Below are 26,274 nucleotides of genomic sequence, written 5' to 3'. Positions count from 1 at the left end.
GAAAACGTCCCGGCACGATGCCGGGATTTCGGATGCAATCGAGTTAAGCGGCCCAAGGCGCGTCGTCAATGCTTCGCCGCAGTTTCGGCGGGGTTTCCGATGCACCGCTTGGCTTTGGCGGGAGGGAACCATGAAACTTTCGACGAAGGGGCGCTATGCGATGGTCGCGCTGGTCGATCTGGCCACCGTCGGGCCGGGGCAGATGACCTCGCTGGCGGAAATCTCGAAGCGGCAGGATATTTCGCTGCCCTATCTCGAGCAGCTTTTCGTGCGGCTGCGCCGGGCCGGGCTTGTCGCCTCGGTGCGGGGACCGGGGGGCGGCTACAAGCTGGCGAAGACGCCCGCCGAAATCCGGATTTCCGAAGTGTTCGAGGCGGTCGACGAGACGGTCTCGGCGCTGCATGTGGGGGCGGGGGCCTCGGGCGGGATTTCCGGCTCGCGGGCGCAGTCTTTGGCGAACCGGCTTTGGGAAAGCCTTTCGGCGCAGGTCTTCGTGTTCCTGCACCAGACCACGCTGGAAGACGTGGTGAAGAATGGTCTGAAGCCTTGCCCTGCGGTGCCAAGCCTGTTTTCAGTGGTGGATGACTGACCGCGCGCCGATCACGGGCCTGATGGCAGGGCGTATTTGCGCCAAGAAAAAGCCGAGCGTTTTTTCTTGGATCAAATACGCTCTTATCGCGGGCGGGGCCTGCGCCAAGACGGGGATTTGATGACGAGGGCTTATCTCGACTGGAACGCGACGACGCCGCTGCGCCCCGAGGCGAAGGCGGCGATGATTGCGGCGATGGAGGTCGGGGGCAATCCGTCTTCGGTCCATGCCGAGGGCCGCGCTGCCAAGGCCTTGATGGAAAAGGCCCGCGCGCAGGTGGCGGCGGCTTTGGGGGCGGAGGGGGCGGATATCGTCTTCACCTCGGGCGCGACCGAGGCGGCGGCTTTGGCGCTGGCCGGTCGGGGCTGTGCGGCGGCGGCGATCGAGCATGATGCGGTGGCGGCCTGGTGTGCCGATACGCTGCCGGTCGATGGCTTCGGGCGGGTGGCGGTGGCCGATCCGGGCCGCGCGACGCTGCAGCTGGCCAATTCCGAAACCGGGGTGATTCAGGATCTGCCCGCGGGGCTCTGGGCGGCGGACCTGACCCAGGCTTTCGGCAAGTTGCCCATGGCTTTCAACTGGTTGGGGGTCACCTGCGGTTTCATTTCCGCCCATAAACTGGGCGGGCCGAAGGGCATCGGCGCCCTGGTGCTGCGCCGTGGCACGGAGCTTGCGTCGTTGCTGAAGGGCGGCGGGCAGGAGATGGGGCGGCGCGCGGGCACGGAAAACCTCATCGGCATTGCCGGTTTCGGCGCCGCGGCCGAGGCGGCGGCGGCCGACTTGGCACGGGGCGTGTGGGCGGAAGTTGCGGAAGTTAGAGATATTCTAAAAGAGGCACTGGAATTCCCGACGAAAGAAGTCTATTTTCCGGGATGGGAGACGCCGGAAGGGGAAACGGCTGGGCGGCCACAGGTCCTGCCCAACACGCTTTCGGTGATCGCTCCGGGCTGGAAAGGCGAGACTCAGGTGATGCGCATGGACCTTGCGGGCCATGCGGTCTCGGCGGGCTCGGCCTGTTCCTCGGGCAAGGTCCGCGCGAGCAAGGTGCTGCGCGCGATGGGCTGGTCCGACGAGCAGGCGGGGTCTGCGATCCGGGTGTCGCTGGGTCCGGGGATCGGACGGGACGAGATCTTGCGCTTTGCCGACACATGGCGGGCGGCATATGAAAAGCACCGCGCAAGGCGCTGACGCGGAAGGGGAAAAGACGATGACGCAGGAACAGGAAATCCGCGAAGGCGTGGACCGCGAGACGGTCGAGACGGTGCAGAACATGGGCTCCTACAAATACGGGTGGGAGACCGAGATCGAGATGGAATATGCGCCCAAGGGCATTTCCGAAGACATCGTGCGGCTGATTTCGGCAAAGAACGACGAGCCGGACTGGATGCTGGACTGGCGTCTGGAGGCCTATCGGCGCTGGGTCGAAATGGAGATGCCGGACTGGGCGCTGCTGAAACTGCCCGAGATCGACTATCAGGATCTTTATTATTACGCCCGGCCGAAAAGCATGGTGGAAAAGCCGAAATCGCTTGACGAGGTCGATCCGAAGCTTTTGGCCACCTATGAAAAACTCGGCATTCCGCTGAAGGAGCAGCTGATCCTGGCCGGGGTCGAGGGGGCGGAAAACATCGATCTGTCGAACCGGCAGGTGGCGGTGGATGCGGTGTTCGATTCGGTGTCCGTCGGCACGACCTTCAAGGAAAAGCTGGCCGAGGCCGGGGTGATCTTCTGCTCGATCTCCGAGGCGATCAAGGAGCACCCCGAGCTGGTGAAGCAATATCTGGGCACCGTCGTGCCGCAGACCGACAATTTCTTTGCCACGCTGAATTGCGCGGTCTTCTCGGACGGGTCCTTTGTCTATGTGCCGCCGGGGACGCGCTGCCCGATGGAGCTGTCGACCTATTTCCGGATCAACGCGGAAAACACCGGGCAGTTCGAACGCACGTTGATCATCTGCGACAAGGGCGCCTATGTGAGCTACCTTGAGGGCTGCACCGCGCCGAAACGCGACACCGCGCAACTCCATGCGGCCGTTGTGGAAATCGTCATCCTGGAAGATGCCGAGGTGAAATATTCCACGGTGCAGAACTGGTTCCCCGGCGACGAGGAGGGCAAGGGCGGCATCTACAACTTCGTCACCAAGCGGGCCGATTGCCGCGGTGCGCGGGCGAAGGTGATGTGGACGCAGGTCGAGACCGGCTCGGCGATCACCTGGAAATACCCCTCCTGCATCCTGCGCGGCGACGAGTCTCAGGGCGAGTTCTATTCGATCGCCATCGCCAACAATTACCAGCAGGCCGATACCGGCACGAAGATGGTGCATCTGGGCAAGAACACCCGAAGCCGCATCGTCTCGAAGGGGATTTCGGCGGGGCAGGCGCAGAACACCTATCGCGGGCTGGTCAGCATGCATCCGCGGGCGAAGAATTCGCGCAATTACACCCAATGCGACAGCCTGCTGATCGGCGACAAATGCGGGGCGCATACCGTGCCCTATATCGAGGTGAAGAACAACTCGAGCCGGGTCGAGCACGAGGCGACGACCTCCAAGGTCGATGACGATCAGCTGTTCTATTGCCGCGCCCGCGGCGTCGGCGAGGAAGAAGCGGTGGCGCTGGTGGTGAACGGCTTCTGCCGCGAGGTGCTCCAGGCGCTGCCGATGGAATTCGCGATGGAGGCGCAAAGTCTGGTCGCGATCAGCCTTGAAGGCTCGGTGGGCTGAGGTGGCGGCGATGCGCCCCCGGATCGAACGGCCGAAACTGACCCTGCCCGAGGCCGAGGCCGAGGCTTTGGGGGCGGCCTATGCCGCGGCCGGGGTGATCCTGGAATATGGCTCGGGCGGATCGACGGCGCTGGCGGCCGAGATGCCCGGCAAGGTCGTGTTCTCGGTCGAAAGCGATGCCGACTGGCTGGCGATGATGCGCAGCTGGTTCGATGCCAACCCGCCGAAAGCGCGGCTTGTGCTGCATCACGGCGATATCGGGCCGACCAAGGAATGGGGCGCGCCGAAGGATACTTCCGCGTTCCGGCAATGGCCCTCTTATCCGATCGGGGTCTGGGACCGGCCCGATTTCGTGCACCCGGATCTGGTGCTGATCGACGGGCGCTTCCGCGCCGCCTGTTTCCTGACCACGCTGTTTCGCATCACCCGGCCGGTGACGGTGCTGTGGGATGATTATACGCTGCGTCCGGGCTATCACCTGATGGAAAGCTTCTGCCCGCCGGTGCGCAGGATCGGGCGCATGGCCGAGTTCCAGCTGACCCCCACCGCCATCCCGGCCGAGAAACTTGGCCTCATCCTTTCCACCTATCTGCGCCCGAACTGACCCGGCGCCGCTGACCGCAAGGACGAAAAAATGCTTGAAATCAACAATCTGCACGTCAAACTTGAAGAAGGCGAAAAGGTCATTCTGAAGGGGATGAACCTGACGGTCGAGACGGGCAAGGTGCATGCGATCATGGGGCCGAACGGCTCCGGCAAATCGACGATGAGCTATGTGCTGGCTGGCCGTCCGGGCTATACCGTCACCGCGGGTTCGGCGAAGCTGCAGGGGCAGGAGTTGCTGGACATGGAGCCCGAGGCGCGGGCGTCGGCAGGTCTGTTCCTGGCCTTCCAATATCCGGTCGAGATCCCGGGCGTGGGCAACATGACCTTCCTGCGCACGGCGCTGAATGCGCAGCGCAAGGCGCGGGGCGATGATGAACTCTCGGCGGGCGAATTCCTGAAACTGGTGCGCGACAAGGCGAAATCGCTGAAGATCGACGCCGAGATGCTGAAGCGTCCGGTCAATGTCGGTTTCTCGGGCGGGGAGAAAAAGCGCAACGAGATCCTGCAGATGGCGATGCTGGAACCGAAGATGTGCATTCTGGACGAGACCGATTCGGGTCTTGATGTCGATGCGATGCGGCTGGTCTCCGAAGGCGTGAACGCGCTGCGGTCGGAAGGGCGCAGCTTCCTTGTGATCACACACTATCAGCGGCTTCTGGATCACATCCAGCCCGATGTCGTGCATATCATGGCCGATGGCCGTATCCTGCACACCGGCGGCCCCGATCTGGCGCTGGAAGTCGAGAAGAACGGCTATGCCGAGATCCTCGCCGCGCATGGCCTGACGGAGGCGAAGTGATGGCGGCGAAAGAGGAAATGGTTGCGGCGCGGCTGGCGGGATTGACCGCCGGGCCGGGCCTTTCCGGGCCGCGGGCGGCGGCGCGGGCGCGTCTAGCGGCGATGGGCCTGCCCGGTCGGCGCGACGAATACTGGCGCTGGACCGATCCGGCGGCGCTGAATGCGGTCACTCCTGCACCGGCGACAGCGGCCGCGGAGGACGAGGCCCCGCTTTTCGATGCGCTTGACCGGCTGAAGATTGTCTTCGTCGATGGTGTTTTCGATGCGGCGGCCTCGGATGATCTGGCGCTGTCCGGGGTCGAGATCGCGCGGATTGCCGACAAGATCCCGGGCTGGGCCGAAGCGCTTTACGGCACGCTGGAAGCTGCGGGGCAGGATCCGGTGAAACGGCCCTTTGCCGCGCTGAACACGGCGCAGGCGACGGATGGCGTGCTGATCCGGGTGACGGCCGCGGCCGCAAAGCCGATCAATCTGATTTATGTCCATAAATCAGAGCTTTCCGATCCGATCCTGCATCATCTTGTGCAGCTGGAACCGGGGGCGGAGCTGACGCTTCTGGAAACCGGACCGGCCGGGGCGCGGTTCAACAAGGTGATGGAGGTCGATCTGGCCGCAGGCGCCCGCTTCCATCACATCCGCGCGCAGGGCCCCGACAGCGAACGCCGTGCTGTCACCCATGTCTTCGCCCGGGTCGCCGAAAAGGCGCTGTTCAAAAGCTTTACAGTGACTGTGAATGGCGCGCTGACCCGTAACGAAGCGGTAATCGATATTATCGGCAATGATGCGGTGGCCCATGTCGCCGGTGCCGCGCTTGGCGACGGGGCGACGGGTGCTTTCCTGCATGACGACACCGTCTTCGTCACCCATGCGGGGCTGCGCTGCGAAAGCCGTCAGGTGTTCAAGAAAGTGCTGAAACACGGCGCGATCGGCACGTTTCAGGGCAAGATCCTGGTCAAACCCGGCGCGCAGAAGACCGACGGCTATCAGATCAGCCAGTCGCTTCTGCTCGATGATGACAGCCAGTTCCTTGCCAAGCCCGAACTCGAGATCTATGCCGATGACGTGAAATGCTCGCATGGCTCGACCACCGGGGCGATCGACGAGACCGCGCTTTTCTATCTGCGCTCGCGCGGCGTCCCCGAGGAAGAGGCCAAGGGCTTGCTGGTCCTGTCCTTCCTCGCCGATGCCATCGACGAGATCGAGGATGCGGGGCTGAAGGAAGAGATCGTCGCGCGGCTGGAGACCTGGCTTTCGCGGCACAGGGACTGAGGAGAGAGACATGGCCGCGGTCGAAGACATCCTGCGCAGCTACCGGCGCCCGCGCGTCGTGATCCGGGAGCATCTGGCGCGGATGCGCTCGGAGCCGCGGCTGTTCAGCTTTCTGTTCTCGGCGCTGTTGCTGATGTTCGTGGCGCAGTGGCCCGCTTTGGCGCGGCAGCATTTCCAGACCCCGGATGTGCCGATGCCGGGCCTGTTTCTGGGCACGGCGCTGGCGCTGGCGGCGACGACGCCGTTCTTTTACGCGCTGGCCTTTCTGGTCACCCAGGCCACCCGGCTGTTTCGCGGTCGCGGCGATGGCTACGGCGGCCGGCTGGCGCTTTTTTGGGCGCTCTTCGCGGTCTCGCCGCTGATGCTGCTGCAAGGCCTGACCCAGGGCATGATCGGGCCGGGGCCGCAGGCGAATGCGGTCGCGGCCGTTGTCTTCGCGGTTTTCGCGGTGATCTGGGCCGCCGGTCTGCGGGTGACACAATTCGAGGGCCGGACATGACCCTTGCGCTTTATCTGCAGCTGGTGCGTCTGAGCTTCACCGATCCGATCGCGGCTTCGGTCCGGGTGACGCGTCTTCTGGACCGTCCGGCGGCGCGCTGGCTGGCCTTTGGCGCGGTGATCGCAGTTGGCGCCGCGCTTGGGCTGCTCAGCGAGATCCTGTTTTCCCTGATCACCGGAATCGATCTGGGACCGGCGGTGTCGCCCTTTCTGATGGCGGCGATTCAGGGCGCCTTGCTGCTTTATTCCGCCTTCGCGATGGCCTTCTTCGGGCGTCAGTTCGGCGGACAGGGCCGGTTTGGCGATGCTTTCGCGCTGATGGTCTGGATTCAGGCGATCATGCTGGGCGCGCAGCTGGTGCAGGCGGCGGTGATGCTGCTTTTCCCGATCATCGGCGTGCTGATGACGCTGGCGCTTTTCGGGGTGCTTTTGTGGCTGATCACGCTGTTCACCGCGGCGCTGCACGGGTTTGAAAACCTGCTGCTGACCGGGGCGGGGGTGCTTGTGGTGTTCTTCGGCTCGGCGATGCTGATCGGCTCGGGCCTTCTGGCGACGGGGCTCAGCCCCGCGCTTTTGACGGAAAGCTGAGGGGACAGAATGTACGATGTCGCACGGATCCGCGCCGATTTCCCGATCCTGTCGCGGCAGGTGAACGGCAGGCCGCTTGTCTATCTCGACAATGGCGCCTCGGCGCAAAAGCCCGCCTGCGTGATCGACGCGATGACGCAGATGTACACGCGGGATTATGCCAACGTTCACAGGGGCTTGCACACCCTTTCGAATATTTCGACCGAGCGCTACGAAGCCGTGCGCGGCATCATCGCCCGGTTTCTGGGCGCGCGTTCCGAGGAAGAGATCGTCTTCACCACCGGCTCGACCGAGGGGATCAACCTGATTTCCTACGCCTGGGCCGCGCCGCGGCTGCAGCCGGGCGACGAGATCGTGCTGTCGATCATGGAGCATCACGCCAATATCGTGCCCTGGCATTTCCTGCGCGAACGGCAGGGCGTGGTGCTGAAATGGGTCGAGATCGAGCCCGACGGCAGCCTGCCCGCGGAAAAGGTGCTGGAAGCGATCGGGCCGCGCACGAAACTGGTGGCGATCACCCAGATGTCGAACGTGCTGGGCACCGCGGTTGACGTGAAGACGATCTGCGCGGGGGCGCGCGAAAAGGGCGTGCCGGTGCTGGTCGACGGCTCGCAGGGCGCGGTGCATGCGCCGGTCGATGTCGCCGATCTGGGCTGCGATTTTTACGCCATCACCGGGCACAAGCTTTACGGGCCAAGCGGCTCGGGGGCGATCTACATCACCCGCGAGCGGATGGCGGAGATGCGCCCCTTTCTGGGCGGCGGCGACATGATCGCCACCGTCAGCCGCGATGCCGTCACCTACAACAGCGCGCCGATGAAATTCGAGGCGGGCACGCCCGGGATCGTGCAGCAGGTGGGCCTGGGCGTCGCGCTCGACTACCTGATGCGCCTTGGCATGGAGAATGTCGCCGCGCATGAGGCCGCCTTGCGCGCCTATGCCGAGGCGAAGTTCAAGGGCTTGAACTGGCTGCATATTCAGGGCAACGCCAAGGACAAGGGGGCGATCTTTTCGATGACGCTCGACGGTCCGGCGCATGCGCATGACATCTCGACGATTCTCGACAAGCGCGGCGTGGCGGTGCGGGCGGGGACGCATTGCGCGATGCCGCTGATGGCGCATCTGGGGCTGAGTGCCACGGCGCGGGCCTCTTTCGGGCTTTACAACACCACCGAGGAAGTCGATGCGCTGGTCTCGGCGCTGGAACTTTGCCACGAGCTTCTGGCCTGAGCAAAGGGACGCAAGAAATTCCGGTCAAAGCGGTTGCAGCCGGAAAAGCTTTCGAGTATCAACCGGTCACGCGGCACCCGTAGCTCAGCTGGATAGAGTACTGCCCTCCGAAGGCAGGGGTCACAGGTTCGAATCCTGTCGGGTGCGCCAATTATCATTATAAGCGTTTGAAATTAAAAGAAAAAACGGAACGCCGTTTTCCTTGCTAGCCAACGCTCTAGCCAATCCTGCAGCCACGAAATGCAACGTCGCGTTACTGAATGTTGCGGCGGCTCCCGATCAGCGCGACGAATTTGACGGGTGCAGGGCGGCCAGATCCTTTTCGCATCCCGGGCCGCAGCGCGGCGCGACAAGCGCCGCGCCATCGGGCATTCTGAACCGGACGCAGCGACGGCAGGGAGGCGGCGGGCATGTGCGGGCGGATCATCGACCCCAATTTGCGCAACACCGAAGTGGACATGTCGCAGATCAAGCTCGACCCGTTCGGCGGCCGGTTTAACGTCAAGCCGACCGAGACGGTGGCGATCCTCGCCAAGACGCCGCTGATCGCTATGGAAGCGCGCTGGGGCCTCATTTCGTCATGGTTCGACGGCGCAGAGGCTCGGGACTGGAAGGCGGCAACCTTCAATGCCCGGATTGAAGATGCGCGGGACAAGCCGACGTTTCGTCAGGTCTGGCGGCATGGCCGCTGCCTTGTCCCGGTCGGCTGGTTCTATGAATGGAGCGGGCCAAAGGGCGCCCGCCAGCCGCATTTCTTCCGGCCCGGGGGCAACGAGGCGAACCTGTATCTGGCCGGTCTGGCGAGCCGCTGGCGCGATCTCCTGACCTGCACGATCATGACGAGGGCGGCGACGGCGGCGATGGGCGGGCTGCATGACCGGATGCCGGTGATCCTGAATGCCGACGAGCGCGAGGCGTGGCTTGCCAGCACCGACGATGTGGCGGGCCTCGGGGCCGGGGCGATGCTGGCGCATCACCCGGTTGCGCCGTTCGGGCTGCGCGATGATGGGCCGGAGTTGATCGAGGCGATGGAAGGATGACGGGCGGGCGGTGCAGATCTCGCACGTCCTCCGGTGCGAGAACCATGCGGGCTCTCCCAGATCGGCGCTATCTAGTCGCGCGGCTTGCAGACTTCGTTGCGGTGGATGCCGAGGCCAGCTGATAGCGGCTCAGAGGCAGCCGAAGTAGCGCTTGATCTTGCGCGGTGTTTGCGGTGATACGCAGACGCCATTCCTGATCCTAAGGAAGGTTTGGCCGTTCATCGGCTCTTGCACGGTGAAAAGACCTTGCTCAATACCTGCATCAAGTTGCGTGGCTTCGCGGAGCGCGGCCTTGCGATAGAGAATGTAGGAAGAGTGCGTCAGCCAAGGGTGTTCGTATGCCTCAAGCCGACAGGTCGGGTCGCACAGATTGTTTGTCCAAGTGGTCACGGAAACCAGCAAGTTCAGGCCGTCTTCATCGGTGTCGTTGCAGACAACATGAAGATGACGGCGGCCCAGATCGGCGGCGGGGCCTGACGGAATAAGCAGGGTTCCAGCGCGACGATAGGCCATCAAGTTTCAGAGCGCCCGGAACAGAGTGTCGATGCGATCAAAGTCGCGGACGGCGGCTGCCTGCTCTTCGACGTTCTGAACATCAAGGTGAGCCATCATACGTTCGAGAGGAATGAGCCAAGAAGACCGGCCGGGGTTTTCCCATTCCGGCACATTGGCCTGAACATGTGTCCAGTCGCGCAGTTGCCATTTGCCCATGTGGCCGAAGCGATCCCAGACGGCATTCAGAACTTCAACGTCGGCATCGCTCAATTCATCAAGGTCGTCTTCGGTGAGATTGTCGCGCGCCAACGAAAGGTTGTTGTCTTCGCGGTCGCGTACGAAGTCCGCCCAGCCGGAGGCTGCGGTGTCATATTCGCCGTTGATCATCGAATAGGTTTCAGAGTTCACGGGGCCATGCGGCATCGAAACCCGGCTTTCGTCTTGGATCGGAAAACCAAACCGGCGGATGCTTTCACGATCGGCAAGATAGACCAGCTTTACAGCCTTGATGACCTCAAGCGGACGCTCGCCGTTCTTCATAGCGAAGAAGGCGATTGTTTGGGCTGCTTTGCGTGCGTTGTAAGCCATTCCGTTCCCCTTGCTCGGAAAGCAAGTTCCCGAAGCGCAAGACCAATATTGCATCCTCGCGCAGATTCCTCAACGAAAGGTATCGTTATCGTGACTTCTTGCGACAGTTTGGCCACTCGCGACCAGCGAACCTTTTTTCCGAAGTGCGGATGCTCAAGCACGGGCGAAAGCGCCGCGATCTTAACGGCGCTCTCCTGCATCCGCCCACGGATCACCGCCACTTGATCGTCTGCAACGTCGTGCTTCGCCGCCTCAAGCAAGACTGCCTGCGGGGCCTTCAGGCGCTTCGCCAGCTTCTTCGCCTCGGGGGCGAGGGCAGCGATCTTCACAGCGCGGCGAACGGTCTGTTCAGGGACGCCGATCTCACGGGCGGCCTGTTTGATGCCGCCTTGCTTACGGTGCCCCTTGCCATCGGCGCGCTTGCTTTCAATCGCGCCAACTTGGCGCGATTGATCTGCCTGAGCCTTTGCTGCCGCTTCCTTGGCGTCCTGCTTTGCGGCGGTGATCTCGACCCACCTGGCCATCAGTTCGGCGCGCTCGATCTCCCCCAGTTCCCGGCGGTGCAGGTTCTCGGCGATCTCTGCCATGGGGGCGCCTATGCCGGGAACGGGAAGGGGCGGCCATGAAGCCGCCCCCGGTGCCGTCGCCGTGGTGGTGGTTCGGGGAGCAAGGGCACCTGAGGCAACCATTGCGGCCCTCGCCCGCCTCTGCAAGGTCAAGGCCGGTGATGCGGCACCCCGTCGCGGTCGAGCCCCTGCGAAATGACGGACAGCGCCCGGTCGCGTAGAGCATAGGCCGTTGTTCGGCTGATCGTGCCCCGGGCCTTCACGGCAGCATCGAAGGGCTTGCGGGTGATCTTGCAGCGCAGCCACAGGGTGAGGATGCGGGCGCTGCCCTCATGGTCGCGCAGGTATTGCCGGGGCCAATCGAGGGCGGCTTCATGGCGGGCCACCTGTACGGGCGAGGGCATCACCCGCAGCCGCCGGGGGTCCGGTTCGTCGTCGCCCGCGGTTTCTGGCAGGCCCCAGCCATTCGCAAGGTGTTCGTCCAACGTCACGACGAAGGGCAGCGCCACTGTCTTGATGCCGCCCGACCCGACCCGGCCAGCCGCCCATTGCGCCCAGCGCAGGGCCTCGATCATGGTTTCCCCCACCGCCTTCGGGGTCCATTGCTCGGGGGCGGCGTTCGCGGCTGCATAGGCCTCGGCACGGCGCGCATTGAAGCGGGCGCTGTATTGCTCCAAGAGCGCGGCCATTTCGGGATTGCGCACGGTTGCTCGGGCGTTCATGGGCGGCTGCCTCCTGCTATGGGGATGCGACAAGATGGCACCCGCTCAAGGGCAGGGAAAGGCCGCAGCGGCCATAGGCTCGCGCGTGGTGCGCATCTTCGGGTTCCCGCTACCTCTCTCGGCCATCAGGGCAAGAGGCGCGTCAGTGGGCCAGAAATGGGCCCCTCCGTCGATCCGACCATCTATCAGGCGGTTAGGCCGGAAGCCTTGCGCATCGCCTCGGCCAGCGCCGGGAAAGCCTCCGCGAAGGGCCGGGCCTGCGCGATCTGCGAACCCGTCGCCTCGTCATCCGCCCCCGGGCCGGTCATCGTGTCGCGGATCATTCCTGCCCCCGTCTACTGGCGCTTGGCTGCGGCCCGATACACCGCGTTGCGTTCCCGTTTGCCCACCGCGATCACCGCCACCACGATCTGCGCATCCCGCACCTCATAGACAAGGCGATGCCCGGAGGCCCGCAGCTTGATCTTGTAACGGTTCTGCGCGCCATGCAGCCGTGACGCGGGCACATGAGGGCTTTCCAGCCGCTCGGCCAGCTTCTTCTTGAATTGCTCGCGCACCGATGCCCCAAGCGCCTTCCATTCCTTCAGGGCGCTTTCGTGAAACTCAAGACTATAGGTCATCCAGCGACACGCGCACGAAGGGGCCGCCCGCGCGGGCATCGGCCAGCGCATTCAGTTCGGCATCTTCCAGGCGCTCGACCATTGCCTCATATTCCGCCGCAGGCACGCAGTAGAACGCGGGCTGATTGCGGTTCAGGATCGCCACCGCAGCACCTTGCCCGGCGGCCATCGTGCCCATCGGGTCGCGCTTGAGTTCGGTGACACTCGCCGTCACCCCGGCATGAATTACGTTCGCCATGCTTTCCACCGCCGAAAAGAGGTGCCTTCCAGAGTGCTTCAAATAGCACTGAAAAGCGTATCATTCAATAACGCGGCGTATCGCTGAGGGCAGAAGTCTCTCGAATTGCAAACGCCATCCCGTGCCCGCGCCGGAAACGAAACGGGGCGGCACGATGCCGCCCCTGTCCCAAGCCACCGCCCCACCGATCAGGTGTCGGAGGCCAGATCAGCCGCGATGCCCTCCTGCGCCGCCCGCAGGGTTTCCTCGATCCGGCGCCGGTCGCGAAGATCGCGGGTGACGCGGGCAGGCATGCCGCCAACCCGGTCCACGATCACGCCGCAGACGTAATCGGCGGCGGTTTCGGCCTCTGCATCCGGCACAAGGTCACGGCGGGAAATCGCCAGGGCGAGTTCGGATGCCTCGGCTCTGGCATCACGGGCGCGGGCCATCGCCGCGCTGGCGCTGGCGGTGCGGGCGGTATCCCTGAGATGATGCAAGAAGGCTTGAACCGCTTCGACCATTGGCAGCCGGTCGCCGTCGAGAGCTGGCAGCGTGCCCGCCGCGATCATGCTTTCCAACTCGCCCGCCTCGGCCCCGGTCAGCCTGCGAAGTCCGGCAAGTGTGATGGTGGCGGTCGGCTTGGGGGTGGTCATCCCTTGATCTCCTTGGGTCCGAGGCCCCGGAGGGCGCGGGAGTTACGCTTCGCGAGGGCCGCTGCCAGCCCTTCAAGGTCTTGGCCCAGCCTGGCGACACGGCGGGCATCGGCGGGGCCTTCCGGGGCTTGGGCGCGGGCCACGGCGGAAAGGCGGTGGGTTTGAGCTTCGATCTCGGTGGCGAGGTGCTGGGCGGCGCAGGCAGCGTCACGACGCAGGCGCAGGCGCTCAGGCGGCGGGCCGTATTGTCCAGGGCGGGGGCCGGGCCGGGTCGGACGCAGCGCACGTTCGAAAGCGTCGTCGCTGATCTTGGCGCGGTAGAAAGTGACTGCGGCAGCGACGGCATCAGAGAAGGCAATGCGCCCATTGGCGCCCGAGGCCTGACGGATCACCGAGGCGGGCGCGCGCAGTTCGCGCGCCGCAATTTCAAACGGCATGACCTGCGCCATCAGGCGGGCGACGGATCGCGGAAGGGGCGCGTCAGTCATCGCCACCCCCGAGGTCACGAAGATCGCCGGTCGTCAGCGCCGCCAGCGCACGGTCGCGGGCAGCTTCGATAGCCTTGACCGCTTCGGCGATCTCGGTGGCGAGGGTGGTTCTCGTCTGGCCGGTCAGCTTGGCCCCAACCGGAACGCGGCGCAGGCGGGTGCAGGAGGTGCGGGCGATCCGGGTGACGACTGCCTCGGCTTCACTCAGGTCGATCATTTCGGCCTTTCTCCGGGCCGTCGAGGCGGCGATCAGCGCCGCCTTTGCATCGTGCGACCGGCTGGCGGCGGTTGAGGCTGGGGTTTTCCGGGCCTCGGATTTCAGAAAACGGATATAGCCTTGAATGGCCCCCCCGATGGTCGTGTGGCCACGTGCGATGCGCGGCACATACCCGGCTTTGGTGAGTTGCCGCACCCGTTCTTGCCCGAGGCCGAGCAGACGCGCAGCGGCCTCGGTGGTGATCGCATCGGGCGGCAAATCGGCGGGCGCGGCCATGATCACCCCCGCCCCAGATCGGCCAGCGCCGCACCGGCCAGCCCGGCAGCGCCGCTCAGGGCGGCGCGTTCCGCGTCATTCATGAACGGGTTCGCGGGGGGCGTGTCGGTGGCGGGCGCGGGGGCCGCGCCGATGCTGGCGTTCGCGGCTGCGACTGCTTTGCTCCACATGGCCGTGGTGCGTTCACCCTGCGACCGGCCCGCACCACCCGAAAGGTCCGCGCCGAATTCGCCCGCGTCGCGGCTGCGCTGTTCGAGGCTCTGGTAGTGCTGCGCTTCCTGCCGTGGCACGGCCAGCAGCGCGGCCACGGCCTGCGTCACGTCGAGGCCGGTCGAAAAGGCAAGGGCGGTGGCGGTCTGGAACCTGCCACCGGCTGCCTCGTGGCCAAGGATTGAGGCGATGCGGCGCCGCTCGACCTGCGTGGCGACGGTGCCGAAGTTGCCGATTTCAGATGGGATCGCCAGCGCCTCTGGCGTGGCCTGCATGTCGGTCGGCAGGGTCGAGAGCAGCGCCTTCGCCCCAGAGGCGTCAAGTGCCGTGGTCAGCGCAAGACGGGCGGCCTGCCGGGCGCGGCCAAGATCGGCACCAACACGGATCACGCCCGACACCCTCGCCCGTTCGGCGCTGGCCTCGGCCTTCTCGGCGGCGGCGGACTGCGCCTGCGCGGCGGCATCGGCCTCGGCGCGCAGATCGGCCTCCACCTTGGCGGCGAAAGCCTTCCTTTGGGACGCGGAAAGGCCAGGTTCGTTCATGGCACGGCGCGCGGCTTCTTGCTTGATGGCTTCCGGGGTCATTTCTAGTCCTTTCATTTCTCGATGCGCGCGGCGGTGAGGGCTTCTACCGCCTCGGTGCGTGCAGTGGCGACGGCGCGGAACGTGACGGCGTGTTTGACCGACTGAAATTGCGGCCACGCCGCGAGAAACTGGCGCACCAGCGCCACGTTCGAAATTGTCAGCGACGCGGTCGCTAACAACTTCAACGCCTCGCGCGGATGGCCGAAACCCACGAACTGCCGGGCGGAGTCATGCAATTCAGTCATCACGATCATCCACTTCACTCCCGGTCGGCGCCTCTCCGGCAGGCCGGATCTGCGCGGCGGCGCGGTCGAGCAGTTGGGCCAGACCGGGACGGGACGCCTGCCTGTCCTGCAGCGCGGCGCGAAGGGCGCGCGGGTCCAGATTTTCGGCAATCGCCCTATTTTGTTGGGGTTTTTCGTTCATTTCGTCCTCATTTCGTGGTTGCAAACCAAACCAAAATGCAAATTCTGGGGTCTGAAAATCGGTGAAAACCCGGGCCACCGAAGTGCCGCGTGCGCCGGGGGGGCCGGATACGGTCCCTAAGGGGGGGGCGGGGTGCCCAGCAGCGCCACGCAGCGGGCCGTGGGCGGCTCTCCCGCCTTGCCCTCTAGGTGCATAGCCATCGCGCAAGAGGTGCGCCCGCGGCCTTCCTGATGGCTCTTTCGGTGGGCGGTGTGGGTGATGGCCCGGGCGCAGGGGCACCCGGGCCGTGCGCGCGCCAACCCCAGCGCACGTCTTCACGACAAAGCGGGGTCGGTAGGAGGCCAGACCGGGCGCCATGTCGTGCATTCCGTTACCCCGCGAGGGCCTGATCGGCAGCCAGCGCGACCAGCGGGTTCAGGTCAGCCCGCCGCTGAATGCTGACGCCCAGACCTTCCAGACCGCGGATCGCGCCTTCTTCGGCCATCTCGGCCCGCAGGATCTGGCCATCCAGTTCGGCCAGCCGGGCTTGCCGGTCGGCCTCGGCCATGCCCGGGCGGGCGGCTTCGAGGTCGCCCAGTTGCTCTTCGAGGATGCGGCGAAGGGGTTCGCGCGCCACGGCGACCAAGAGGCCAAGCGTGATCGGCGCAGATGCCTTCAGTTCAACGGGGACACCGCGTGCCCGCAGGCCGTGGAGCCCCGGCGCATCGACGGAAGCCGTCGATAGGAAGTCGAGGTGATCATCGAGGTCGCCCATGACCTCGGCCAGCGGGCGGGGCGCATTTTCGACTTGGGTGCGATCTTCGCGAAGGGCTGCGATCTGGTCGCGCATCGCATCGACAGTGCCGAGCAGGTCATTGACAGACATGGGTTTTTTCGACTTCTGCGCGAACATCAGCGGCGCTCCCCAGCAAAAATAACCGAAACGGTGATGCCGCGTTCGTCGCAGAATTTGAGGGCGGACTTGAACAGCCGGTCGGCTTCGCCAGCGGCTTCGCCAGCCTCGGCCGCCTCGGCCTGCGCGGTCATCTGCGCGGCGCGAAGCTGCGAAATTTCTGATTCCAAAACAGCCACTTGCGCTTCGACTTCGATTTCGAAGCCGGGGGTTGCACGTTCCGCGACCAGCTTGATGCGCAGTTCGCGCTCGGAAATTTGCTCGCGGATGGCGTGCATTTTGTCGGAGGCCATCCTGGCGCGCGCCCGGTGCTGATCACGCACTGCGGCCAGAGCGCCAAGGCGGGCGGCGGGGGCAAGGTCGATGCCCTGAACCGTCATCTGCGCGGTCGGAACCGCCGGTTTCGGGATCGTCGGGGGCGGCAAGGGCACGCTGGTGGGGATCGGCGCCCGCCCATGCAACTGCGCGCCAAGTTCCGAATATTTTCTTTCGATGGGGGTCATCGGAGGCTCCTTTTCTTCATCGAAAGGTGCCCCCGACGCTTCGATCTTAACAGTCGGAAGTTGAAATTTCTGACTGACGATCCGCGGCGATTAACGCGGCTATGCGAGCCTCGTTCGGCAACGGCCGGGCGAGGCGATACGCGCAAATGCGCCAAAAACTTTCGCCGGGTTGACCGATGGTGGGGGCAGTAGGGCGTTCAGAGTAGAGTGGCCAGACTGCCGCGCACCACCGCTCGAACGCCCTGCGCAGGGTCTCTGCCGCCTGCGGCGGCGGCAGTGCCGAAACCGGGGCAGTTCTGGCAACCGCGACCAGATACACGGCAATTTCCGCGCGAGCGTCGATATCCCGGAGCGAGTTACCCGAACGTTTCAGCCCCAGCGCGGTAGCGAGGTCATATCGCCGTCCTTGGTCGTGTTCGACCCAGTTGCGAAGCAAGCGCTGCAGCCTCTCGGCTTTCGCGTCTCGGCGAGGCTGCGCCGTCCTCGCAAAGTGCCAAGAATGCGCTGCCGGTGTCGGCCATCGGTGCAAACCGCAACCGCCCCGGATCATCCATGCAAAACGTACGGCTATCGGTTTGCCAGATCGGCGGCGGGCGTCGATACCACGGCCGCGACGGCGGCGGCGGCAGATCTTCGCTCGCTATATAGAACGTAGGCCCACCGGGCGGCAAAAGGGGCGGCGCCGGTTCGCCCTGGGCGACTTTCGGGCGGGGCGCCACCGGAAATTCAATCACGACGCCCCGCACCCGCGCGAACCGGCGGCGGGTTTCAGGGGCCGTGCCGCTCATGCGTCACCGCCAAACATCTCGCGCGCCGACCAGCGCGCCCACTCGTCCGGGTCGTTCGTCGGGCCGTTCCACGCGGCAAAAGATGGGACCGGCAACGGATCGGTCCGGGTCGGAAACGCGAGGATTTTCGCGACGGGGCGGCCATCGTCGGATTTCGTCCGGTTCTCGATGCCTATTGCAGCGCTGCCGCGCAGCTTGACGATCTCTTCCCGGACGGCGCCGCAGTAGCGGCGCAGCACCTCGGCGCGGATCGGCTCGGGCACCCCGACCTTCGAGGAAATCTGCCGCTCGGCCTCGGCGCGGCGGCGGCGCCATTCCGCCGTCGCACCGTCGCGGTCCCCAGCGTCGAGGAAGCGCGCGAGGCGCTTTGCGGTCAGATAGGCGTTCAAGCCGCCCAAAATGCGTGAGACGGTGACGTCGAGAACGACAAGTTCAGACATTTTGGCTTTCCTCCACGACTTCGGCTTTGACCTTCGCGGCCTTGCGGGCCGCGTCACGCTCACGGAAAATCGGTCGGGTTGCCTCGCGCAACACCGCCTCGGCGGCGTCGGCACAAGCGATGCCGCGTTCTCCCGAATACTCGGTGGTGATCACCCGCCGCACGGCCCGAACAACCATCTTCCACCGCCCCTCGCGCCCCTCGGCGGCGCCGTCAACGGCGTCCACTACTGCGGCGGCGATTGCGGCGCGCGCTTCCGCGTCACTCTGAACGAGCCCGTTCAATACCTCGGGCGCGAGTTCATCAGCCTCATTGTCGAGAAGTTCCAGCGCATCACCAAGCGCCCGCGCCGCGTCTTGCCGCGCCAGCGCCTCGCGCGCCTGCGCGTGCAACCGGTCGAATTCATCGAGCGAAACATCGACCCCATCCTTGAAGTGGAGCGCCGCAGGATCATCGCCACAATCAACGGCGGTCACGGGGATCAGCGTTTGAGCCTCACGCGCCCGATCTGCCAAGGAAGAAACGCCGCTGGTCAAGCGGGCGCGTTCGACCGCGCCCGCGCTTGTGGCCGCATTCGCGTCTTGATCTTGAGCCTCTACATCACAAACCGCGCCGTCCTCCGGCGTGTCGGGCGCTGGGGGCGTTGACGCCCCCGCGCCGTCAGGCGGGTTCTCAGTAAGGTTTGGCCCTACCGGTGCGGCCATTGCGTCCGCATCGGTGCGGCCAATATTGGCCCCAGCTGTGCGGCCAATTCCCTGTTCCCGATTGGCCGCATCGGCACGGCCAATTTCATCGGCTGAATTGGCTACAGTCGTGCGGCCAATTGCGTCATCTGGATTGGCCGCATCCGTGCGGCCATACGGGATCTGCAAGATGTAGCGGTTGTGATGCGTCGCGCCGCGCTTTTCCGGCCGCTCGACGGTCAAATGCCCCGAAGCCTCAAGCGCCTTGACGCCGCGTTCGATCCGGCTCCTGAAAATCCCGGTCGCCTCGGAAATCGTCCGCATGGATGGCCATGCCAGCAAAGCACCAGAAGCCTCGAACTCTTTCCGGCTTGCAATGCTGAGGGCTAGGGCGATGGCGACTTTCGTCGCCGCCTCTCCCTGTGCGTGGCGCACGACATCGAGAACGTATCGCTCTTTCGCGATTGCGAAAGGATCGCGGCCCCTCGGGTTCGAGAGGTGATTTGCGGTTGCGTTCATTCCGCACCCCCATCCGCGCCGGGCACGGTCGCGGCGTAGATGTTCGCAGGGCGCCCCGGCCCTTCGTGTTTTTCGTGCCCAACCACGCGGAGCAGACCGGCGTCGCGCAGGCGCTTGATCGCGCCCCGGGCGCCTTGCGGATGAACCCCGCAGGCCGCCGCCCATTCATCCGATCCGGCCCGGGCGGTCATGGTGACGCGGTCAAGGCGACCCGCAAGCCAGACGGCGAGGTATAGATCGACGGGCCTCAGGCCGCTCTGCGTCAAGCGGCTCGCCCCGTGGACTTCCGCCACCGCCTGCAACCACGCAAACGGGCTTGCCGCTTGTGTAGGAACGGCTTTCGCCGTATCCTCTCCCGTGATCTTGAGTTGAATGGCCTCGGGGCGCTGGCGGGCGCTCTCGGGGCCTTTTCGTTGCGATGAAGGCATGGATGCCCCCTTTCGTGATGCCCGGCGCATTGCCGGGTGACTGGTGACGCCGCTATGTCTCCAATCAGTCAATCACGGGCCGGGTGGGCTTTCGGCTTGAGAAGATAATAGCCCGATCCGATTGCCGCGCAAGGTGGAGATTTGGGGGGGGGCGGCTTTCACGCGGCGGAAGTCGCGGCGGCCTTGGCGGCCTCCCAGGCTTCCAAGTCGGAAAGGCGCCACCGGACGCACCCCGGGGACAACTGAACAGGGGCGGGGAAGGTCGGGTCCGCCTTGCGCCACCGCCAGACGGTCACGCGGCTGACGCTATAGCGTTCACCGGTTTGTTTGTCGGAAAGGAACATCGTTGCACCTCGTTTTGTTGGGGTGCCAACCAATTTCAACATATTTCGATGGCTCTCAAAACCTTTCGGTAACTCCCCCGATGGGCCGGGAAGTTGCGAAAATCACAGGCGGCGCAGATCTGCCAGAAGGGCGTTCCGACCGGGGATCGGGCCACCTGTTGCAAAGTCGTGCGCCATATCAAGAAAGGCCGCGAAAGCCTTGTCCCTGTTTGCGTTTCCGCCGAGGGGGATGCCTGCGCGGCGGAACAGCGGAACAAGCGCAGCGCCGAAAACGGCAATTGGCCGGGGGCGCGTGTTCGCCGTGTAATCGCCCGGGCCGCCAGCCTTGCCGGGCGCGGCCAGCAGCGCCTCGGCTGCGGTTTCGGCGGCGGCCAGTTCGGGGCGGTCGAAGAGGTCGATCAGCGCGAACGCCATGGCCGCCGTGTATCCGTCCAGTGGCCCGCCCGTGGCGGCCCTGCCCAGCGAGCGGGCGTCATCGACCAGAACGGCGAGTTCTTCGCGCAGGGCCAGCACCCGTGCCGCCAGCGCCTCCACCTCGGGGCGTGACCACTCGCGAACAAAGGGGTTCGCCTCGGCGTCGTCGCGCAGTTGGAGAAGCAGGGCCTCGATCTGGCCGCGAGCCTCGGGGTCATCGCGCAGCCGGGACAGCCGGTCATCTGCGGCAACTACGCGGAGCCAGAAGGGGGCAAGGGCTTCGGCCCGTTCGCGCCCCGTGCGTTTTCCTGCCTCGATCAGCGCAGCGATCAGGGCGGGATCTTGGAGTGGCAGGCCCGTCATGACCGCACCGCCAGCGGGGCAGGGAACGGCACTACGGTTTCCGCAGCCCGCCCATGGAGAAAGTCCGACCACTGAGACATGACCTGACGCCGCCGCTCAAGAAGATCGGTCCGACGATAGGCCCGTTCGGTCGCGTCACCGACATCATGGGCCAGAGCCAGTTCGGCCAGTGTGTGGTCGACGCCGTGATCTGCGGCCCAGTCTCGAAACGACGAGCGAAGCCCATGCGGCACAGCAGGGCGGCCCGTGCGGAGGTCTCGCCAACCGGCCTTCTCCACCGGCTCACCGGCCTTTTGCTCTGCGCGCTCGGCGTCTGCTTGCATATCCCGCATTACCTTGCTTAGGGTCATGTCGGACAGGGCGCCGCCGCGCGGTGCCCAAAACACTAGGTCACTCTCGGCACGCGGCAGGTCGCGGAGCAAGGCCACCGCATCGGGCGACCGCGCCACGCGGTGTTCGCGTTTCATCTTCATTCTGTCGGCGGGGACGATCCACAGCCCAGCTTCTAGGTCGATTTCCTCCCATCGTGCGCCCCGCACCTCGCCGCTGCGGCTCGCGCACAGGCAGGCGAAGCGAAGGGCCGCCGCCCCCATGCCACCGCGCTTCGCGAGGGCGGCCCACCACGCGGGCAGATCGGCCTGTGCGATTGCCGGTTGATTTGCGCCCTTGGCCACCGCATCGGGGCGGGGCAGCAGTTCGGCCAGATTGCCGTTCCACCGCGCCGGGTTCGGGGCGTCGTGCGGGCGATGGCCCGCGACGGCAGCCCAGTTCAGGATCGCCTCAAATCGCATCCGCAGCTTTCGCGCAGTTTCAGTCTTCGTCAGCCAGATCGGTTGCAACACCCGGAGAATGTCGCGCGTCTCGATCTCCGAGACGGCGATCCTGCCGACTTCGGCGGCGGCATACGTCTCAAAAGTGCTGCGCAAGTATTTGATGGCCTTTTCGTTTCCGATTTGCGCCCCCTTGGCCTCGATCCACATTTCGAGCGCATCAGCCATGGTCAATGTGCGCCGCTGCGCCGCCGCCAGAGCGGCGCGGGTCGCCTTCCGTTCCTCGATCGGGTCAATACCGTCCCGCACCTTCGCCTTCGCCTGCCGCGCCCGGTCGCGCGCCTCGGCCAACGAGACCTCGGGATAGGCGCCCAAGCCAACGGCCCGCCGCTTGCCGCCGATCAGCGTGCGCAGCAACCAAGACTTCGCGTTCCCCGGAGAGACTTGCAAAATGAGACCGGACACGCCGCCGACCTGCACCCAGATGTTCCGTTCGTGGGTGCCAGGGTGAGCCGCCCTCTTTATGTCGAGGGGGCCGAGTTCCTTCGCCATCTTTGGCATCGCGCGTTCCATGCTCCAATCAGTCAGTTGGTCAGCAGATTGGCGGGCGCGCGGCGCTTCGAGGTTCGATCTCCCTGTTTTGGAGGTTCGATTTTGCCCCTTTGCACACCTCACGACAGATGCCTAAAAAATGGTCGGTCGAGTGGATGGTGGAGGTTTTTTTTCGTCCCTCAGTGCCAGTTTCGAGCGTCGATCTGCGTCTTGCCATGCTGCCAGCAAAAATATTGCAAAAAGATGCAAGGCGATGAAATCGGCTGCTTCTCGATCTTCATCTAATGCATTGATATAAAAAGAAAAATATTACTGATTGCAACGGCTTGAAAAGGGCCTGCGGCGTTTGTCGGGTGCGCCAAATCTCTCCCCCAAACCCTCCTCAAAACAGACATGCGGAATGCGTTTTTACGCAGAGTTGTCCCCCGCCGTGAAAACCGCGCAACGGATTGGCGCAAAACGGAAAAGCGCCGCAGGGCGACGCTTTCTCCGGAAAGTTTTCCTCAGGCGGGAAAGGCGGGCTCAGCCCTGCCAGCTGCGGATGTCGCCGCAATCCATGTGCACGAAATCCGAGCGCGCATATTTGCCGACGCCGCCCGCATGGCAGGACAGGGCGGCGGAATAGATCTGCCCGACCGAGCGCGATTTCAGCCGCAGATCCGCCGCCATCCCGCGCATGTGCAGCGAATTGCGCGCCACCCCGCCCGAACGCGAGCGCAGCATCGCATTGGTCGCGGGCGAGCGGTAGCCCGACAGCAGCATGTAGGGTTCGGAAGTGTCGAGCAGACGATGCGAGGCGGCGGCAATATCGACGGTGCGCGGATCGATCGTCTTGATGTCATTCGTGCGCCAGTCGCGCATGAACCGGGTGATTTCCTTCAGCGCCTCGGGGATATATTCGCCTTCGATCCAGTAGATGGTGTCGAGGCTTTCGCCGGTGCGGCCGGAATACATGTGGATCCGACGGATATCCCCCGCGCCACGCAGAAAGCTGAAGGCGTTGGAGGCTTTCGGGGCAGCTACCACAAGCGTGGCAGCAAAGGCCGCAAGAAGCCCGCGACGAGAAGTCGTGATCGTGCCCATATCGGTTCGCCTGTCCCTCGGTCTGTGCCGTCTGAAGTTTGCGGCTTGATCCGGACTTACCCGGATTCCGTGGCAATCTTATGGCACGAAGCGAATCGTGTTTCAAATTGTCATTTTTTCGCGGGTAGGGAAAACCGGACCTGTCGGCAATTTCTTGCCAGAGCCCGCTTCTGTGGCCGGTTTGCATCTGTCGCGCCGCCGAGGCGGGGAAAGCCCCGGCGAAACCGCCTGCGGGGTGGACTTGGCCCCGGTTTTCCCACAGGTTGCAGGTTGCTTTTCTGTGGCGGGGACAGAATGACTGCATCTTGTCTTGGGGTTGGATCTTGTCTTGGGGTTGGCCGGGCCGCCCTTGTTGCGATGATGATGGCCGGGGCGGCCATCGCGCCTTTCGTGGCGGCGGATCCGGCCCGGGCGCAGGCGCTGTCGCTGTCGGGCTTTGCCCAGGCGGTGGCGGAAACCGCCGCGGCCGAACCCGCGCTGGCCGCCTTTTATGCCGCGCGCGGATATGCGCCGCTCTGGACCACCGCCGAGGCCGCATCGCGTCGGGCCGCCTTTCTTGCCGCGCTTGATCAGGCCGGTGCGAATGGCCTGCCGGTGGCGCGCTATGGCGCCGAGGATCTGCGCGCCCGTTTCGCCACGATCGAGACCGAGCGCGAGCGCGGCCAGCTCGATGCGGCGATGTCGCTGGCCTATCTCGCCTGGGCGCGCGACATCTCCTCGGGCGCGCTCGAGCCGAAGAAGATCGATGCCGGGATCGTGCGCGATATCCTCCGCCCCGATCCGCAGGCGCTTTTGAACGGGCTGCTTGCCAGCCCCGCCCCGGCGCGGTTCCTGCGCGATCTGGCGCCGAATTCGCCGCGCTATGCGGCGCTTCTCAAGGCGCGGCTCGATCTGCAGGCCGAGATCGCCACGGGCGGCTGGGGGCCGCAGGTCGCGGCGAAGCGGCTTGGCCCGGGCGACAGCGGCCCGGGCGTCATCGCGCTGCGCGACCGGCTGATCCGCATGGGCTATCTTGGGCGTTCGGTCAGTGCGACCTATGACGGCGCCTTGCACAAGGCGGTGCAGACCTATCAGCTGGACCAAGGGCTCAAGGCCGATGGCGTCGCGGGCGAGGGCACGCTTTCGCGGATCAACCGCGCCCCCGAGGAGCGGATGAAAGCGATCCTGGTCGCGATGGAGCGGCTGCGCTGGATGAACGGGCTTGATCTGGGCCGGCGCCACATCTGGGTGAACCTGCCCGATTTCACCGCCCGCATCGTCGATGACGGCAAGATGAGCTTCGAGACGGTGACCGTGGTCGGCATGAACCAGGGCGACCGCCGCACGCCGGAGTTTTCCGACGTGATGGAGATGATGGTGATCAACCCGAGCTGGTCGGTGCCGCGCTCGATCACCGTCAAGGAATATCTGCCGATGATGCAGCGCAATGCGGGCGCGGCGGGGCATATCCAGCTGATCGACAGCCGGGGCCGGGCGGTGTCGCGCGATTCGGTGAACTTTGCCGCCTACAACGCGCGCAACTTTCCCTTTGCGATGCGTCAGCCGCCCTCGGACGGCAATGCGCTGGGGCTGGTGAAGTTCCTCTTCCCCAATCCCCACAATATCTATCTGCATGACACGCCGTCGAAATCCCTGTTTCAAAAGGATGTCCGCGCCTTCAGCCATGGCTGCATCCGGGTCGGGCGGCCCTTTGATCTGGCCTATGCGCTGCTCGCCGCGCAGGAGGCCGACCCCGAGGGCTATTTCCAGTCGGTGCTGAAGACCGGCGCCGAGACGACGGTGAAGCTGCGCGACCCCGTTCCGGTGCATCTGGTCTATTTCACCGCCTTCCCGAATGCCCAGGGCCGGATCGAGTATCGCGACGATGTCTACGGGCGGGATGCCGCGCTCTTTGCCGCTCTGGACAAGGCGGGGGTGGCATTGGGGCCGCTGACGAATTAAATCGGGGACGAGGCGCGGCACGGCGCCGGTCAACGAGAGGCAAGATCCATGGCGCAGACGGTCGAAACCATTGCACGGGCTCTGGCGGCGCGGGCGGAAGGCGATCTGTCCCTGCCGATCGAGGGCGCCTCGGAGCCGCAATCGGCAGGCCCGCGTCAGATCGCGCTGGCGATGAGTGCGAAATACATCCCGGGGCTGGCCGCGGGTCAGGCGCTGGCGGCGATCCTGCCCGAGGGCACGGATTGGCGGGCGCTGGGGCTGAAGGCGGCGATTTTCGTCGCCCGGCCGCGGCTGGCGATGGCGGGGCTGTCGAAAGCCTTCGACCCGGGCCCCGAGATTGCACCCGGCATTCACCCGACGGCGGTGATCGACCCCACGGCCGAGATCGGCGCGGGGGCGGCGATCGGCCCCTTCGTCGTCATCGGGCGGGGCGCGCGCATTGGCGCCGGGGCGCGGATCGCGGCGCATGCCTGCATTTCCGAAGATGTAAAGATCGGCGAGGAAGCCCTTGTTCTGCAAGGCGTAAAGATCGGCGCCCGGGTGGTGATTGGCGATCGCTTCATCGCCCAGCCCGGCGCTGTGGTGGGCGCGGACGGGTTTTCCTTCGTCACGCCGGAAAAATCCGGCGTCGAGGAAATCCGCGAGACGCTGGGTCAGCGCGACACGATCACCGAACAAAGCTGGACCCGCATCCACAGCCTGGGCAGCGTCGTCATCGGCGATGATGTCGAGCTGGGCGCCAATGTCTGCATCGACCGCGGCACGGTGCGGGCGACGATGATCGGCTCGGGCACCAAGCTCGACAACCTTGTCCACATCGGCCACAATGTGCAGATCGGCCGCGATTGTCTTTTGTGCGGTCAGGTCGGCATCGCGGGCTCCTCGCGCATCGGCGACCGGGTGGTGCTCGGCGGCCAATGCGGGGTGAACGACAATATCTTCGTTGGCGATGACGTGATCGCCGGCGGGGCCACCAAGATCTTCACCAATGCCCCCGCGGGGCGGGTGCTGCTGGGCTATCCGGCGGTGAAGATGGAAACCCATGTCGAAGCCTGGAAGAACATCCGCCGTCTGCCGCGACTCTTTGCGCAAATGGCCGAACTTCGGGAAACTGTTACAAATCTCACGCAGAAGAAGGGCACGGAGTAAC

Annotated in this window: 34 protein-coding genes and 1 tRNA gene; 13 read left to right on the top strand and 22 right to left on the bottom strand. The window is 65.0% G+C overall.

The window, feature by feature from the left end; genetic code table 11:
• Positions 1-130 precede the first annotated feature (130 nt).
• The 11 genes from iscR to LY44_RS04505 all read left to right on the top strand — a co-directional run bounded on the left by iscR (position 131) and on the right by LY44_RS04505 (position 9,340).
• Complete coding sequence (gene iscR / locus LY44_RS04555; protein WP_013067607.1) at positions 131-589, top strand: Fe-S cluster assembly transcriptional regulator IscR; 459 nt, start codon at positions 131-133, stop codon at positions 587-589.
• A 120-nt stretch (positions 590-709) separates the two neighbouring features.
• The gene (locus LY44_RS04550; RefSeq protein ID WP_055208205.1) at positions 710-1,777 is read left to right on the top strand and encodes a cysteine desulfurase family protein; all 1,068 of its coding nucleotides are present in this window, start codon (positions 710-712) and stop codon (positions 1,775-1,777) included.
• A gap of 19 nt (positions 1,778-1,796) precedes the next feature.
• Entirely contained in the window at positions 1,797-3,311 is a 1,515-nt protein-coding gene (gene sufB / locus LY44_RS04545; RefSeq protein ID WP_055208931.1) for a Fe-S cluster assembly protein SufB, read from the top strand.
• Positions 3,312-3,321: 10 nt separating this feature from the next.
• A complete protein-coding gene (locus LY44_RS04540; protein WP_055208932.1) occupies positions 3,322-3,915 on the top strand; it encodes a class I SAM-dependent methyltransferase in 594 nt (197 codons plus the stop codon).
• A gap of 30 nt (positions 3,916-3,945) precedes the next feature.
• Positions 3,946-4,716, top strand: a complete 771-nt coding sequence (gene sufC / locus LY44_RS04535; RefSeq protein WP_055208207.1) for a Fe-S cluster assembly ATPase SufC — start codon at positions 3,946-3,948, stop codon at positions 4,714-4,716.
• On the top strand, positions 4,716-5,984 hold the full coding sequence (locus LY44_RS04530) for a SufB/SufD family protein (protein ID WP_055208210.1): 1,269 nt from the start codon (positions 4,716-4,718) through the stop codon (positions 5,982-5,984). Before sufC ends, LY44_RS04530 begins: the two co-directional genes overlap by 1 nt.
• A gap of 10 nt (positions 5,985-5,994) precedes the next feature.
• Entirely contained in the window at positions 5,995-6,483 is a 489-nt protein-coding gene (locus LY44_RS04525; protein WP_055208212.1) for a hypothetical protein, read from the top strand.
• Complete coding sequence (locus tag LY44_RS04520; protein ID WP_055208214.1) at positions 6,480-7,070, top strand: YIP1 family protein; 591 nt, start codon at positions 6,480-6,482, stop codon at positions 7,068-7,070. The genes LY44_RS04525 and LY44_RS04520 overlap by 4 nt, the downstream gene beginning before the upstream one ends.
• 9 nt (positions 7,071-7,079) lie before the next feature.
• Positions 7,080-8,300 carry a cysteine desulfurase gene (locus LY44_RS04515; RefSeq protein WP_055208215.1) on the top strand — a complete coding sequence of 407 codons (1,221 nt, stop codon included), beginning with the start codon at positions 7,080-7,082 and terminating at the stop codon, positions 8,298-8,300.
• A gap of 73 nt (positions 8,301-8,373) precedes the next feature.
• Positions 8,374-8,450, top strand: a tRNA-Arg gene (locus tag LY44_RS04510).
• A 260-nt stretch (positions 8,451-8,710) separates the two neighbouring features.
• The gene (locus tag LY44_RS04505; RefSeq protein WP_055208217.1) at positions 8,711-9,340 is read left to right on the top strand and encodes an SOS response-associated peptidase; all 630 of its coding nucleotides are present in this window, start codon (positions 8,711-8,713) and stop codon (positions 9,338-9,340) included.
• A 129-nt stretch (positions 9,341-9,469) separates the two neighbouring features.
• Here the strand turns inward: LY44_RS04505 and LY44_RS17570 are convergent, their stop codons facing one another.
• From LY44_RS17570 to LY44_RS04410, 22 genes are all read right to left on the bottom strand, one after another.
• Positions 9,470-9,853 carry a hypothetical protein gene (locus LY44_RS17570; protein ID WP_146707197.1) on the bottom strand — a complete coding sequence of 128 codons (384 nt, stop codon included), beginning with the start codon at positions 9,851-9,853 and terminating at the stop codon, positions 9,470-9,472.
• 6 nt (positions 9,854-9,859) lie between these two features.
• Positions 9,860-10,423 (bottom strand): Panacea domain-containing protein, encoded by a 564-nt coding sequence (locus LY44_RS04500; RefSeq protein ID WP_055208219.1) that lies wholly within the window; start codon positions 10,421-10,423, stop codon positions 9,860-9,862.
• Entirely contained in the window at positions 10,372-11,010 is a 639-nt protein-coding gene (locus tag LY44_RS17565; protein ID WP_139182403.1) for a hypothetical protein, read from the bottom strand. Before LY44_RS17565 ends, LY44_RS04500 begins: the two co-directional genes overlap by 52 nt.
• Before the next feature lie 128 nt (positions 11,011-11,138).
• On the bottom strand, positions 11,139-11,711 hold the full coding sequence (locus LY44_RS18215; protein WP_055208222.1) for a hypothetical protein: 573 nt from the start codon (positions 11,709-11,711) through the stop codon (positions 11,139-11,141).
• A gap of 185 nt (positions 11,712-11,896) precedes the next feature.
• Positions 11,897-12,034 carry a hypothetical protein gene (locus LY44_RS17825; protein WP_160320005.1) on the bottom strand — a complete coding sequence of 46 codons (138 nt, stop codon included), beginning with the start codon at positions 12,032-12,034 and terminating at the stop codon, positions 11,897-11,899.
• A 12-nt stretch (positions 12,035-12,046) separates the two neighbouring features.
• Entirely contained in the window at positions 12,047-12,331 is a 285-nt protein-coding gene (locus tag LY44_RS04485; RefSeq protein ID WP_055208224.1) for a type II toxin-antitoxin system RelE family toxin, read from the bottom strand.
• Positions 12,321-12,569 carry a type II toxin-antitoxin system Phd/YefM family antitoxin gene (locus tag LY44_RS04480; RefSeq protein WP_055208226.1) on the bottom strand — a complete coding sequence of 83 codons (249 nt, stop codon included), beginning with the start codon at positions 12,567-12,569 and terminating at the stop codon, positions 12,321-12,323. Before LY44_RS04480 ends, LY44_RS04485 begins: the two co-directional genes overlap by 11 nt.
• A 188-nt stretch (positions 12,570-12,757) precedes the next feature.
• A complete protein-coding gene (locus LY44_RS04475; RefSeq protein WP_055208229.1) occupies positions 12,758-13,204 on the bottom strand; it encodes a hypothetical protein in 447 nt (148 codons plus the stop codon).
• Entirely contained in the window at positions 13,201-13,692 is a 492-nt protein-coding gene (locus LY44_RS04470) for a hypothetical protein (protein ID WP_074553263.1), read from the bottom strand. The genes LY44_RS04475 and LY44_RS04470 overlap by 4 nt, the downstream gene beginning before the upstream one ends.
• A complete protein-coding gene (locus LY44_RS04465; protein WP_055208233.1) occupies positions 13,685-14,185 on the bottom strand; it encodes a hypothetical protein in 501 nt (166 codons plus the stop codon). The genes LY44_RS04470 and LY44_RS04465 overlap by 8 nt, the downstream gene beginning before the upstream one ends.
• A gap of 2 nt (positions 14,186-14,187) precedes the next feature.
• A complete protein-coding gene (locus LY44_RS04460; protein ID WP_055208235.1) occupies positions 14,188-14,979 on the bottom strand; it encodes a hypothetical protein in 792 nt (263 codons plus the stop codon).
• Positions 14,980-14,990: 11 nt separating this feature from the next.
• The gene (locus LY44_RS04455; RefSeq protein WP_055208237.1) at positions 14,991-15,233 is read right to left on the bottom strand and encodes a hypothetical protein; all 243 of its coding nucleotides are present in this window, start codon (positions 15,231-15,233) and stop codon (positions 14,991-14,993) included.
• Positions 15,217-15,405 (bottom strand): hypothetical protein, encoded by a 189-nt coding sequence (locus tag LY44_RS17560; RefSeq protein ID WP_152970434.1) that lies wholly within the window; start codon positions 15,403-15,405, stop codon positions 15,217-15,219. The genes LY44_RS04455 and LY44_RS17560 overlap by 17 nt, the downstream gene beginning before the upstream one ends.
• A gap of 370 nt (positions 15,406-15,775) precedes the next feature.
• Positions 15,776-16,297 carry a hypothetical protein gene (locus tag LY44_RS04450; RefSeq protein ID WP_055208239.1) on the bottom strand — a complete coding sequence of 174 codons (522 nt, stop codon included), beginning with the start codon at positions 16,295-16,297 and terminating at the stop codon, positions 15,776-15,778.
• Positions 16,297-16,800, bottom strand: coding sequence for a hypothetical protein (locus LY44_RS04445; RefSeq protein ID WP_055208241.1), 504 nt, complete (start codon positions 16,798-16,800; stop codon positions 16,297-16,299). The genes LY44_RS04450 and LY44_RS04445 overlap by 1 nt, the downstream gene beginning before the upstream one ends.
• 784 nt (positions 16,801-17,584) lie before the next feature.
• A complete protein-coding gene (locus LY44_RS04440; RefSeq protein WP_074553268.1) occupies positions 17,585-18,028 on the bottom strand; it encodes a hypothetical protein in 444 nt (147 codons plus the stop codon).
• Positions 18,021-19,229, bottom strand: coding sequence for a helix-turn-helix domain-containing protein (locus LY44_RS04435; RefSeq protein ID WP_146707195.1), 1,209 nt, complete (start codon positions 19,227-19,229; stop codon positions 18,021-18,023). Before LY44_RS04435 ends, LY44_RS04440 begins: the two co-directional genes overlap by 8 nt.
• A complete protein-coding gene (locus tag LY44_RS17555) occupies positions 19,226-19,657 on the bottom strand; it encodes a helix-turn-helix domain-containing protein (RefSeq protein ID WP_074553270.1) in 432 nt (143 codons plus the stop codon). Before LY44_RS17555 ends, LY44_RS04435 begins: the two co-directional genes overlap by 4 nt.
• 158 nt (positions 19,658-19,815) lie before the next feature.
• Positions 19,816-20,001: a helix-turn-helix transcriptional regulator gene (locus LY44_RS04425; RefSeq protein ID WP_065118308.1), complete on the bottom strand. Its 186-nt coding sequence runs from the start codon at positions 19,999-20,001 to the stop codon at positions 19,816-19,818.
• Positions 20,002-20,103: 102 nt separating this feature from the next.
• Positions 20,104-20,778 carry a hypothetical protein gene (locus LY44_RS04420; protein WP_055208251.1) on the bottom strand — a complete coding sequence of 225 codons (675 nt, stop codon included), beginning with the start codon at positions 20,776-20,778 and terminating at the stop codon, positions 20,104-20,106.
• Positions 20,775-22,121, bottom strand: coding sequence for a tyrosine-type recombinase/integrase (locus tag LY44_RS04415; RefSeq protein ID WP_223230741.1), 1,347 nt, complete (start codon positions 22,119-22,121; stop codon positions 20,775-20,777). Before LY44_RS04415 ends, LY44_RS04420 begins: the two co-directional genes overlap by 4 nt.
• Before the next feature lie 501 nt (positions 22,122-22,622).
• Positions 22,623-23,183: a YcbK family protein gene (locus LY44_RS04410; protein ID WP_055208253.1), complete on the bottom strand. Its 561-nt coding sequence runs from the start codon at positions 23,181-23,183 to the stop codon at positions 22,623-22,625.
• A gap of 294 nt (positions 23,184-23,477) precedes the next feature.
• On the opposite strand from LY44_RS04410, the gene LY44_RS04405 reads away from it, so the two are divergent.
• Both LY44_RS04405 and lpxD read left to right on the top strand, forming a co-directional pair.
• Entirely contained in the window at positions 23,478-25,124 is a 1,647-nt protein-coding gene (locus LY44_RS04405) for a L,D-transpeptidase family protein (protein WP_074553272.1), read from the top strand.
• 48 nt (positions 25,125-25,172) lie between these two features.
• Positions 25,173-26,273, top strand: a complete 1,101-nt coding sequence (lpxD, locus tag LY44_RS04400; protein WP_055208255.1) for a UDP-3-O-(3-hydroxymyristoyl)glucosamine N-acyltransferase — start codon at positions 25,173-25,175, stop codon at positions 26,271-26,273.
• Position 26,274 lies beyond the last annotated feature (1 nt).

Origin of the sequence: Rhodobacter capsulatus (assembly GCF_003254295.1) — a bacterium.
Classification (GTDB): Bacteria; Pseudomonadota; Alphaproteobacteria; order Rhodobacterales; family Rhodobacteraceae; genus Rhodobacter; species Rhodobacter capsulatus.
This window is presented reverse-complemented; position numbering and strand designations above follow the sequence as displayed.